This is a genomic window from Coprococcus sp. AM11-30B, assembly GCF_027674365.1.
In the GTDB taxonomy this organism is placed as follows: domain Bacteria; phylum Bacillota; class Clostridia; order Lachnospirales; family Lachnospiraceae; genus Allocoprococcus; species Allocoprococcus comes.
Window position 1 is genome coordinate 12,353 of record NZ_JAQDVB010000013.1, and the last position, 12,146, is coordinate 24,498.

Annotated in this window: 11 protein-coding genes; 9 read left to right on the plus strand and 2 right to left on the minus strand. The window is 55.7% G+C overall.

Annotation, left to right across the window (positions count from 1 at the left end; genetic code table 11):
* The first annotated feature begins 67 nt into the window (after nt 1-67).
* From PGU50_RS09855 to PGU50_RS09895, 9 genes are all read left to right on the plus strand, one after another.
* Nucleotides 68-3,340 carry a CAP domain-containing protein gene (locus PGU50_RS09855; RefSeq protein WP_270246832.1) on the plus strand — a complete coding sequence of 1,091 codons (3,273 nt, stop codon included), beginning with the start codon at nt 68-70 and terminating at the stop codon, nt 3,338-3,340.
* Nucleotides 3,341-3,771: 431 nt separating this feature from the next.
* Nucleotides 3,772-4,131 (plus strand): hypothetical protein, encoded by a 360-nt coding sequence (locus tag PGU50_RS09860; RefSeq protein WP_147351998.1) that lies wholly within the window; start codon nt 3,772-3,774, stop codon nt 4,129-4,131.
* Nucleotides 4,132-4,550: 419 nt separating this feature from the next.
* On the plus strand, nt 4,551-5,477 hold the full coding sequence (locus PGU50_RS09865) for a DUF6273 domain-containing protein (protein WP_118372740.1): 927 nt from the start codon (nt 4,551-4,553) through the stop codon (nt 5,475-5,477).
* A gap of 123 nt (nt 5,478-5,600) precedes the next feature.
* The gene (locus PGU50_RS09870) at nt 5,601-5,879 is read left to right on the plus strand and encodes a hypothetical protein (protein ID WP_118199931.1); all 279 of its coding nucleotides are present in this window, start codon (nt 5,601-5,603) and stop codon (nt 5,877-5,879) included.
* A complete protein-coding gene (locus PGU50_RS09875; protein WP_270246833.1) occupies nt 5,873-7,378 on the plus strand; it encodes an ATP-dependent DNA helicase in 1,506 nt (501 codons plus the stop codon). Before PGU50_RS09870 ends, PGU50_RS09875 begins: the two co-directional genes overlap by 7 nt.
* A gap of 14 nt (nt 7,379-7,392) precedes the next feature.
* The gene (gene dut, locus PGU50_RS09880) at nt 7,393-7,824 is read left to right on the plus strand and encodes a dUTP diphosphatase (protein WP_118219603.1); all 432 of its coding nucleotides are present in this window, start codon (nt 7,393-7,395) and stop codon (nt 7,822-7,824) included.
* A 4-nt stretch (nt 7,825-7,828) separates the two neighbouring features.
* Nucleotides 7,829-9,436 carry a hypothetical protein gene (locus PGU50_RS09885; RefSeq protein WP_270246834.1) on the plus strand — a complete coding sequence of 536 codons (1,608 nt, stop codon included), beginning with the start codon at nt 7,829-7,831 and terminating at the stop codon, nt 9,434-9,436.
* An 87-nt stretch (nt 9,437-9,523) separates the two neighbouring features.
* Nucleotides 9,524-10,159, plus strand: coding sequence for a metallophosphoesterase (locus PGU50_RS09890; RefSeq protein ID WP_118372737.1), 636 nt, complete (start codon nt 9,524-9,526; stop codon nt 10,157-10,159).
* A gap of 311 nt (nt 10,160-10,470) precedes the next feature.
* Complete coding sequence (locus PGU50_RS09895; RefSeq protein ID WP_270246835.1) at nt 10,471-10,704, plus strand: hypothetical protein; 234 nt, start codon at nt 10,471-10,473, stop codon at nt 10,702-10,704.
* A gap of 219 nt (nt 10,705-10,923) precedes the next feature.
* Here PGU50_RS09895 and PGU50_RS09900 read toward each other — a convergent pair whose 3' ends face one another.
* A complete protein-coding gene (locus PGU50_RS09900; RefSeq protein WP_118372735.1) occupies nt 10,924-11,226 on the minus strand; it encodes a hypothetical protein in 303 nt (100 codons plus the stop codon).
* A 219-nt stretch (nt 11,227-11,445) separates the two neighbouring features.
* On the minus strand, nt 11,446-12,036 hold the full coding sequence (locus tag PGU50_RS09905) for a hypothetical protein (RefSeq protein ID WP_008370702.1): 591 nt from the start codon (nt 12,034-12,036) through the stop codon (nt 11,446-11,448).
* Nucleotides 12,037-12,146 lie beyond the last annotated feature (110 nt).

The following is a 12,146-nucleotide window of genomic DNA, read 5'->3' on the forward strand; positions in this document are numbered from 1 at the left end:
TACTAAACGAAATTGGCTGTCATCCGCTATAGTTGACAGCACGTTTCGCAGAAAGGACAAAAGATTCATGTACGAGAAGAAGCACGCACTGCCAAGCAAAAAGATTCACACTCCGAAGGGGATCGCGCGTCTGACCGTCACCGCGGCGACCATGGCCGCCATGACCGGATCGAGCCTCATCTCACCGTTCACGGCATTCGCCCAGACCGGCGACGGGACCACGCAGCACCCCGCCGTGATGTCGCCGATCGCCGCCCATGCCGGCGCGGCATCCGGTACCGGCGCGAAATCCGCCGCACAGACCATCGCGGACCTGCAGAAGGCGGTCGACGAGGCGAAGGCGAAGGAAGACGCCGCCAAGGCATCCTACGATGAGGTCGCCGGCCCCTACAACGAGGTTGCTTCCGCCCGCGACCAGGCCAAGGCATCCTACGATTCGGCAGTCAGCGCCGGCACGGCAGCCGACCGAGCGGCAATGGACGAGTACGCCCGTCAGGTCGCGGAGGGCAAGGACGCCGCCGATGCCGCTGGCAAGGACCTCGAGCAGGCGAAGGCGGGTCTCGCAGACGCTAAGGCGGATGCGTCCGAGAAGGACGAAGCGTACCAGTCCGCCCTCAAGGCGGCTCAGGATGCCAAGGATGCCCTCGATAAAGCCAAGGCAGATGCTGTAAGCGCCACCCCGGAGGCAATCAGTGCCGCCGAGCAGGCCGTGCGCGATGCCCAGGCTGCCGTGGACAGGGCACAGGCCGAACTGGACAACGCCAACGCGACGCTTGCCGATGCCCAGTCCAAGCTGGTTGCGGCCCAGTCTGCAAAGGATTCCGCCGATTCTGTCCTCGCTGCAGCCAGGCAGAACAAGGACGCGGCGGATGCGAAGGCCGCAGCAGCCAGCGCCGCCTATGAGCAGGCGAAAGCCGACCTCGCCGCAGCGGAGGCAGGCGCCAGCGGTCCGGAGTACGATGCGGCAAAACAGAAGGTCACGGACGCAGAGGCAGCCCTCGCCGCCGCACGAGCGGCACAGTCCCAGTGCGAGTCCGAGCTCGAGCAGGCACAGTCCGCTGCGGCAACGGCACAGGCCGACCTGAATGATGCCCAGGCGTCCCTCTCCGTAAAGCAGCAGGCCGCGGCCGATGCCGAATCCGGTGTGAACGCCGCCCAGTCCGCACTCGATGCCGCGAACGCCGACCTCGATGCCGCCAAGCAGGCGAACGTCGACGCCATCTCCAAGCTGGATGCCGCGAAGCAGGCTGTCAAGGACGCTGAGTCCGCCAAGGCGGCCGCCGACGTAGAGCTCGCGAACGCCGAGGCGGCGAAGGATACCGCAGACGCTGCCGTGACCGCCGCCCAGCAGAAGGTCGACGAGGCACAAACGAAGGTGGATCTCGCAGACGCGCAGCTCAAGCAGGGAGCCATCGGTTTCTTCAAGGCCATGGGTGCCGATTCAGCCATCGAGATCATCCAGAACTGCACGTACAAAGACTACACCGAGATCGGAAACAGTCTCGACGCAACGGGCCTTGAAAACATGCTTTCGTCCATCACGGTCATGAAGAACGTGAACGCCTACCGTAAGTCCGTCGGCCTTTCCGAGCTTGAGGTAAGCTATAAGCTCATTGCGGCAGCGATTGCAGATGCAAACTATTCGACGAAAAATGTAGAGCATGCCCAGCAGTTCGATGTCGGTGAAAACCTTGCCTGGAGCTATCGCGACCCCTGCAAGGCCTGGATCTATCAGGAAAAGGATCTGTTTGACAAGACTGCAGCATCCCTTGGTGCGACGAATCTTTCCGGAAAGGACGCCTACGACTTCTGGTACGCCAACCAGGACAAGTTCGATTACTACCGTATCGGTCATTACATGAACATCATCAACCCTGACTATGCTGTCATGGGATGCGGTCTGAACGATGACACCCGTTTGACGTTCTCGCTCACGCTGCAATACGGCGGTTGGGCAGGCTCCGGTTGGAACATGAACCCCATGTCCGTCGACGAGTACGAGCAGAAGCTGATCTCCTACATCGACGGTCTCAAGAACGCCAGGAGCGCACTCGACGCAGCCAAGACCGATCTCGCATCCAAGCAGCAGGCAGCCGCCGGCGCCGCCGCAACCGTCCAGCAGAAGCAGGTCGCGGTGGATTCCGCACAGGCAGGTGTCGATGTCGCGAAGCAGGACGTCACCGATGCCCAGCGTGCCGTCGATGCAGCCAAGGCTGATGTCGCATCCAAGCAGCAGGGCGTCACGGATGCCCAGACCGAGCTTGATGCGGCAAAATCGGACCTCGAAGCTGCCAACGCGGCAGTCGATACGGCAAAGTCGACCGTCCAGCAGAAGCAGGTCGCCTTTGATGCCGCCCACGCAGCCGTAACGACCGCACAGTCTAAGTTGGATTCCGCCAAGGCGGACACCGAGGCCAAGCAGCAGGACGTCATGGATGCGAACGCCGACCTCGCGAAGTTCTTCCAGGACGTCGCCGACGCCAAGAAGGCGGTCGATACCGCAAAGAGCGCCCACGACGCGGCGGTAGCCGACCAGGCCGAGAAGGCGGCGGTTCTCGCAGCCGCCAAGCAAAAGGCGGATACCACCGCAAGCGCCCTCGCGGATGCCCAGCGTGCCGTCGATGCCGCAAAGGCCGACACCGGCGTTGCCGCCGAGAGGCTTACCGGCTCCCAGACCGATCTCGAGAACGCACAATCAAACCTCGACATCCTCACCGGTCTTGCCGCGAAGCTCGCAGAGGCACAGCAGCGCGAGCAGGATGCAGTAAAGGCCGTCAATGACACCAAGGCCGAACTCGATGCCGCGAAGGCTGACGCCGTCGCCGCCGAGTCCCTTGTCTCCGCTGCCGAACAGGCAAAGGCGCAGACAGACGCCAAGCTGGCGAAGCTGAACTCCATCAATGCCGACGCGGCGATTGCTTCCGGCCATGACGCGAACGCAGATGACGCCCTCAACGCGCTTTTCGCCGCAGCAGTCGAGGCACGTGCCAAGGTCGCGCCCGCCAAAGTCATCCTGGACGAAAAGCAGGCTGTGGTGGACGGGCTCAAGCCCGGCTATGATACGGCGCTCGCCGCCTACGAGCAGGCGAAGTCCGACCGCATCGCGGCGGAGCAGGAGCTTTCCGATGAGATCGCACGACAGGAGGCAGAGGAGGCCGCAAAGCAACAGGTGGCATACAGCCCGAAGCATCTCGCCGGCACGGAGACCGCCCAGCCCGGCAGCCTCGCCCAGACCGGTGACCGCGCGGGCCTCATCGGCGAGACGTTCGCCATCGGCGGTACCGTCCTTGTGGCAGCCGGCGTCTTCCTCGACCGGAAGAAACGCCACGGGCAGATGTAGGGCAAATCGCATAACGACTCGGAAAGGGGAGTTCCGCAAACGGGGCTCCCCTTTTTTCGTCTCGCAAGCCACGGTTTGCGTCTTGACCGTCCATTTCCCAGCTTCCGCAGCGCCCTTAAAATCATACGGTTTACCTGTGTCGTTGGGACAATTGACGATGATTCATTGGGACGATTGACGTTAATCTGTGGTGACGATTTTCCATGTTCCGCAGAGGTACGAAGCTGTCCAATAAAATATCGAAAATGAGGGTCTATGGGTTCTTTCAACCCATAGGCCAAACCGCCATTCCGGGCTTGAACTTCGCTTTTTCTAGCATACAGACGAACGAGGCTTTCGTTCTGGTTATCGAGGTTCCGGTGGCGGTGCAGGGCTTTTTTAAATGCAAACAGTATGGTACAATAGTACTAGAGGTAGCACGGAGGTACGAAATGCAAAACAAAATCAAACTGGTCATGGATGATGAGAAAATCATCCGTGATGGAATTTACGATTTAGACTCGATTCATTCGATCATCGACGACCTATTGATCAAGAGGAAGGGGCTGCGCAAGGACGATAATTTTTACATTGACGACAATCCGAGTGACAGCGCCGGAGTAGGTATGGCTTGTATATTTATACTTGCCGGTAAAAAATGGTTTCGGGAAAACGTGAAAGAGCTTTTCTGGTATCGGGATATCAGCCATTACAAGCTTGATCATAGATACAACGTTGAAAATGCCAAGGAAATAGTAATCGATACTTGGGAAGAGGAGCGCAAGGCAAACGGTCTTTCGATTGATCGGTAGGACGGCAGATGGATACGGACGGGTTTCGCAAGGCTCTGTTAGACCAAGGCGAAAGAAGCATCGAAGAGGTTGGATAGGAAGTTTAATAGCGGGCATGATGATATAGAGCGCTGACACACCTTATAGGTGAAACCATGGTTTAACGACGGTTTCGCTAAAACTGGATAACTGTTTTTTGGGAGTTCCGTAAAAAGGAACTCCCTCTTTACGTTTCGCCTGCATTTCGCTCCGCGAATCGATCCATTCGCGCATGACAAATCGAAACACCCCCTGTCTATTCGACAATCGATATATTCGGAAGAATACTGTCGATTGAAAGGTGTGGGCGGGAGAGAAAGATCTCGAAGTTCACAGGGCGCTGGATCACCGAGCAAGGTGCCGGAACCGTCGAGTACGTCATCGTCGTCCTCGTTGCGATCGTGATCGGCGCAGGGCTTCTTGCCTTCGGCAATCAGGTCTCCGGGCAGGTCACGAAGACCGGTGGCAGCATCAGCTCGTGGTTTTCCAAGGCAAACGGCACCGGTGGGACCGGAGGCGGAAATGCCGGCGGTGGAGGCGGTGGGACCGACAGCCGGATCGAGGAGCTGAAGGAAAAGGATCCAGCCGACTGGACGCTCGATGACCAGAAGGCCGTGGCCGAGGACATCGGGAAAAAGGGCAACTCGAGCGAGCTCTACGCCAAGGCGAAGGCAGCCATGGATGCGGGTACCGAGTGGTCGATAACGCTCACAGACGGCAAGACCATGACCTACCGCATCATCGGCATCAACCATGACGACCTCGCGGACGGCTCCGGCAAGGCGGGTCTGACGTTCCTTAATTCCTCAGCTATCCGTTATTACAATGACCTCAGCTATAAACCCAACGGTCTGTTTAACCGGATGAACGCCACCAATACGACCGCCGGCGGATGGGAGGCCTCGGAGTTGCGCCAGAAGATGAACTCCGGTGAGATCTGGAACCTGATGCCCTCCGATTTCCAGTCCAAGGTGGAGACAGTCAAGAAGCTCACGAACAACGTTGGTGACGATTATGACGCCCCGGTGACCGCAACGGCCGACAGGCTGTTCCTGCTCAGCTACTCAGAAATCGTTGAGACTCCCTATAGCGAATGGCTTGATTGGTCTTGGATCGGCAACGAAGGAACCCAGTACGAGGCTTTCAAGGGCAAGGTGACGGAAAACAATTCGGGCAACGACTGCCTGAAGAGTAACGTCTGTCTGTGGGAGCGGACGGTGTTTCCAATCGACTCTACGGCATTCCTTTTTGTCTACATTGACGGTGATCCGACGTACTCTTGCGATCCGGCGCAGTTGCACTTCGTTTGTCCCGCCTTCTGCTTCTAACCATACCTGTTTCCTTTCAGCCCCGCCCGAAAAGCGGGGCTTTTTCACATCAAAACGCATGGTATTGTGGTATAATCCTACTACATCAAAAAGACCGACGTACAAAAGGGGAAAGTGATACCGATGTTCGAGTATGAGCAGGAGACCTACGGCAGCAAGAGCCGTGAGAGGATTCGGGCGGCGGCGATGGCCCATACGGGAAAGAAGGGGAAGGTCTTTCTTCCTCCGACGCGCCGCCAGAAGGCTGAAGGTCTCGATAAGGTTGAGGTTGATGTCTGCTTCGAGTCGGCGAGCAGTAATTTTCTGGTCTGTTCGACGTTGCCGACGCGTAGGAACAAGCAGCATCGCATCACCGTGACGTATGCGCAGATCGCTAGTGGGGAAGTGGAAGTGAAATGGTAATCGATGAGACTGAGCTGGAGGGTCTGACCGAAGACCAGCAGGACGCCTACATTGCCCTGAAGGAGGGGCGTAACGTCTTCCTTTCCGGTAACGCCGGCACGGGCAAGAGCTATGTGCTCAACCGGTTCATCGATGACCTTGAGGCCCGTAGCGTTCCCTACACGGCGATGGCGCCGACGGGTATCGCGGCGCTCAACATGCACAATGGCTCGACCATCCACCGTACTCTTCAGGTGAGCGCCGGTGTATGCAACCCGTCCGAGAAGATTCGTCCCCGCAAGGTCCTGACGGTCGCGGAGGTCATCATCATCGATGAGATCTCGATGTGCCGCATCGACCTTTTCGATTACGTCATGCGCATGATCTCTGATGCCCAGGTCTCGTCCGGGCGAAAGCAGGTCGTGCTCGTCGGTGATTTCTTCCAGCTTCCCCCGGTCATCACGGAAGATGACCGTGCAATCCTCATGAAGCTGTACCCCGGCAATTTCGAGGGCTGGGCGTTTGAATCCGATTACTGGGATGGGTTCGACTTCGAGCCGCACATCCTGAAGAAGGTCGTGCGCCAGGACGATCCGGAGTACATCGGGAACCTGAATCTCGCGCGTAACGGCGACGAGTCATGCATCCCGTATTTCAACGAGCATTCCGTATCGGATCGCAAATACGCGCCCAAGGATGCCCTGTTCCTATGCTCGAACAACAGGCTTGCATCGAATATCAATACGGAGAGCGTGTCGGAGCTGAGCGGGAAGAAATACACCTATCAAGCCAGCGCGACGGGAAAGGTGAACAAGGGGGATCGCGCGGCCGACGATAAGATCACCCTATGCACCGGTGCCCGCGTCATGTCTCTCGTCAACGACCCCGAGGGTAAATATGTCAACGGCTCGCAGGGCACGGTCGTGAAATGCACCAAGACAAGCGTGACGGTCGCCTTTGATGCCAACCCTGACGAGCCGGTGAAGATTGAGGCTCACACGTGGAAGATCCTCAAATCGGTTGTCGAGGAGTTCGTTGACCCGAAGGGCAAAACGAAAAACAAGGTGACTTCCGACACGGTAGGCGAGTTCACGCAGATCCCCCTCAAGCTCGCTTACGCCATCACCATCCATAAATCCCAGGGCCTTACCTTCGATCGCTGCACCGTCCACACGAAGACCTTTGCCGCCGGGCAACTCTACGTAGGTCTGTCCCGCTGCTCCAACATCGAGGGGCTTACCATCTTCCCGAAGATGGAGAAGAACCGACTCCATGCGAGTCGCGAAGTCATTGACTTCTATGCGCGTATGGAGAAGAAGGCGAGTGAGGGTACAGTCCAACTGGAGTGCCCACAGCGGTTCAGCGAGCAGGTCAAGGCCTACATCGCCGACCTTCTGGAGAAGGAGAAGGCTGCTGAGAAGCAGGCCGCACCTGCCTGCTCATCTGCCGGGGAGGCTCTTCCATGGGAGCGCGAAGACGCACCCGGCAGGGGCTATCAATCCACGTGGAATCAGTTTTAGGGAAAGGTATTTCAATGCAAATCGAGACTGTCGCAAAAGAGGGGTTCCTGCCCGTCCGTGTTCACCCGACGGACGCCGGCGCCGATCTACGCGCCGATATTCCGGAGCCGGTGACGCTCCAGCCGCGTGAATCGACCTTTTTCAATACCGGAATCGAGGTCGCCATCCCTGAGGGCTATTTCGGTGCGTTGGCGATCCGCTCGAGCCTTGCCTGCAAGCACGGGCTGATGCTTGCGAACTCTCTTGGAATTATCGATTCGTGCTATCGGGGTCCCGTAAAGGCGAAGTTGGTGAACATCGGAAGGCGCCCATACACGATCAACCCCGGGGATCGTATCGCTCAATTGCTCATTATCCCATGCGTCCATGCAACGTTTGTCCAGGTTGATGAACTTCCTGAAAGCGATCGTGGGGCAGGCGGATTCGGCAGTACGGGCGCCCAGTAGGCAAATGGTTGAAATGACGGGCTTCTTTCAAGGAGCCCGTTTTGCTTGGCGAGAGGTGGATAGGTATATGGTGTTGAATCGAGTGAATACCGAGAAATCGGACAGTGGGGATAGCACACGCCCGTTGCGCATGCTTTCATACATCACTGCGGCAATGGTATCGATTTTCGTTGCGTGGTTTACGGGATATATCCGTACAGACGGGACGTTGGACACAGATGGTTGGTTCCTGTTGGCATCGGGACGTGAGATCGTACACAACGGGATTCCCTTCGAGAACCCGTGGTCGCTGGATCCCGGGCAGGGCATTATTGTCCAGCAATGGCTGCACGATGTATGGCTTTATGGCTGGTATTCCCTTGCGGGCTATACCGGTGTCGCCACATCGGTGGTGGTGCCGCTGGCGATAGCGGCCATCGCCTATTATTTTTTAATTGAAAGGCTGACGAGAGGTTGCCGGCACCAAGGGATCACTTGGCTGCTGTATACGGTCGGTTTCTTTCAGATGTTTACCTACATCTCGATACGGCCTACCTTGTGGTCTGCCGGCTGCCTGTTCGTGACGTTGAATATCCTCTTTGCATGGCGCGAGGACGGTAACGTTCGGGCACTTTGGCTTCTTCCGGCAGTCACCTTGCTTCAGGTGAATCTTCAGGCGGCGATGTGGCCCCTATGTTTAGCGGCGTGCCTGTCTTTCCTTTTACCGGAAATAGGGGAACTGCATATCAAGACGTTTAAGACCGATATTGTCGCCTGGTACACCTATCGGATTCCTCTAGTGAGGGCATGTCTCTTGATGTGCATCGCCTCGCTTCTCAATCCCTACGGGTTCGGCGGGGCGCTCTACACAGTGCTTTCTATGGAAGCCGCGTCCTACGGCAATGTCATTAGCGAGATGCGTCCATTTATCTCAAGTCCGAATGATTCCTATGGCATCGTCTGCACGATGGTGTGTATCGTCATTCCCGTTGCCATCGCAATCATTAAAGGAAAGATTCCGAACATCGGCGTGCTTGCATTTTGGATTGCAGCGGTGGTGATGGGCGTTCTGAAAATCCGGTGTTTTTGGATTGCCTGGACGGTTTCGTTCGCCGTTTGCGCCTATCTATGCGGCATCGACAGAACCGGCATCGAACGCGAAGAAGAGGACATCGCGATACGGCTGATGCCCGTCCTGTTTATCGGAGTGCTGTTGGCGACCTCGGTTTTAAATGCCTCGAAAGAGGCCTGTTCTTCGGTTGGCACGACGGCGTCTGGGTGGTCGGCATTCGATCAAGAAATGGCACCGATTGTCGATGCACTAAAGGGTACGGATGCACGCATTTTCTCCAGCGACGATACCTTGATGAATTATTTTGAGTGGGAAGACATAAAGGTAAGCTACGATATGCGCCCCGAAATCTGGGCTAAGGCAATTGCCGGCGAGCGTACCCATGATGATTACAAGCGCTATGTCGATGTCGTGAATGCAAAAAGCTTCAAGACGCTTAATGATGGATATTGGGATGTGGCTATCATTCGAAAGGATGAGCAGCGACTATTTGAAAAAGAAGTTAGGGGAAGCGAGAAGATTGTAAGTACTTCCCGGTATTGTCTATACAGGCTGAAATGAGATCTGGGTTTGATTGCATTATATGGTAGTACCGTGGTATGATTGATTTTGTCAATCATACATAATGCAAAAGGGAGGTAGGGAAATATGATCTGGTTTACTAGCGATACCCATTTCGGGCATGAGAACGTGCTGAAGTTCACCGACCGCCCGTGGGAGACGATTTGGCAGATGAACGACGCCATCGTCGACAACATCAACGGCAGGGTTGCCGTGGACGACGAACTCTACATCCTGGGGGATTTCTCATTCAAGATGACCGCTCAGGACGCCTATGCCCTGCGCAAGCGGATCGCCTGCAGACGCATCCACCTCGTCCCGGGAAACCACGACAAGGACTGGACCCAGCCGGCGGTCGCTGGCGCCTTCACCGTGGAGCCGCCGATCTGCGTGCTCAAGATCGACGGGCAGAAGATCGTCCTGTGCCATTACCCCATGGCCGACTGGCAGGGCATGAGCCATGGATCGTGGCACCTCCACGGACACATCCACAGCAGCGGCGGCGCGTACAACGAGTTCAACCGCAAGCAGGGCCTTCTGCGCTACGACGTCGGTTGCGATGCCAACGGGCACTCCCCGGTGAGCCTCGACGAGCTGAGGAAATGGTTCGCCGGAGTCGACGAGCCGTGCGGCCGGGTGAAATGGCCGTGGTGGGTCAACGAGACCGGCGACAGGCAGGTCGAGCGCGAGCTGGCGGCGTACAAGAGGAAAGAGCAATCGTAATAGACAGAAAGAAGCCCCGGTAGACAACCGGGGCTTTGTCAAAGGATGCCGCTGCGCGGGTTACATCATGTAATGTGAGGGGGTATTTGCGATAAACCAAATTCCGCAGCGGTGAAAAAATGTCTGTACAGAATGCCAGACCCATTACAGATCGGAATGAAAAAGAGAAGAAATTTACCGATCTCACAAACAAACACGATCTGGATAAGAGATATGCAAAGAATTGCCGTGGCTCTTTTTTAAATTGTGTACTTTTAGGGGTATCGGCAGGGTGATTCGCAAGCGCTTGCGAATTTAGAGAGGGGAGAACGGTGGCGAGCGTAAAGGAAAGTGATCTCGATTGTCTGTTGAAATTGATGGTCAAGATCAAGCTAATTGAACGGCATGGTGGTGATGCGAGCACAGAACGCCGGTGGTTGCGCTACCAAATCGTTGAAAGCTGTCAGGCGAATTGCTGCACGAGAGACGAGTTGATGAAACAGGTTCGGGATACATATGACATGCGTTACCCGGATGGACTTTTTGTCAGCCGCACAACCCAATAGGTACACGAAAACAAGCCTTAAAGTTTTTCAGCAAGAGTCGGATCAAGTTTGTTCTTGGTACAGGTGATTGACAGATCGTATTTACCGTTCAGATGCGAAACAACAGGCAGCGACATCAGATGTGGAACTTTCACTCCGCCGATGCATGCGGCCTGTAGTTTCTGAAAACGGTTTCGAATTCAACCATTAGACACCATTCCTTTAATCCTGGTCTTCTGATTACATCTTGTTTTCGAACGCCTTGATGAACTTTTCGATGTCATCAGGTGAGACAGACGAATCGACATGAGCGTTCCGCGGCGGTGAGGAGTGCCCGAAGAAAAGCACCTTGAGGCCGTGGAAGACTGCCATGATCCCACGGATGATGAGCATGATGATGCAGCCGACGAGCCCGAGCACACAGCAGATCAAATCGAAGATCGCACCGACGAAGCCCGGACCGTACCGAACGATGAAGATCAAGATCCTTAAGATCAGAGTGAGAATCGGCGGACCGAGTATAAAAAGTAAAAGCCATTCCATTTGAATTCCTCCAATACAATTAAGTCTAGTTCTATATACTTATATTATAGCACTTTGGTATTAGAAAAGAAAGTCAACCAGAAATTCAAAGATCATACAGAAAGGAATAGGCGGCCTACGCGAAACCGCGCAAGCCGCCTATTCCCTGTGCTGCAAAACGTTCTGGATAGGGAAGGAACGTAGAATAAATTATAGCACTCTTCTACAGGAGAGGTGTGCCTAGTCGTCTTGCTCGCTGACCTGATCGTTGCGCAATTGGTCGCGTTTCATGGTCTCAAGGACGGTCGGAGGCAGACCCATCCAGCCGGCAATGATCTCATCGGGCAGCTCCGGATTGGCATTCTTGATGAATTGGCTGATCTTGCAGGCACGCTCCGTGATTGACGCGCTGCGTCCGTTGCTGAAATACAGCAGCTCTTGGCTGAAGAACTTGACGCCGTTGACGAGCTCGCCGCCCTGGCGCCATTCGACAAGCTCGCCGTCAAGGGTGATTTTTGCCACGTCCTCGAGTTCCCTCTTGGAAATCAGACGGATGCGGGTGCTCGCCTTGAGGAGTGCGTTGTTGAGCGTGGCGTTCTTCTTCTCGTCGAGCGATGTCACGGCATTGTCCTTGTCATGGATCTTCGCATCGTACCAATAGACGTCGACGACAAGGCCCTCATTCGAGTTCTTGTCTTCAAGCAGGTCGAAGCGGATTGCGAATTCCGTGATCAGGTTCATACCGTCCCTCTTGAAGGGATCGGTCGCCGTGAAGGTGGCGGTGTCGAATACATCGATCTTGCCGGTCTGATAATAGGTTATAAGTTTCATAGGTCACTTTCCTTTCTTCGATAGCGTAAATCATTATAAATCAGTAAGTTGATCATAGGCGTGCTTGCACGCCGCACAAAAAGCGGTCTGCCATCCGAATGGAACGGCAG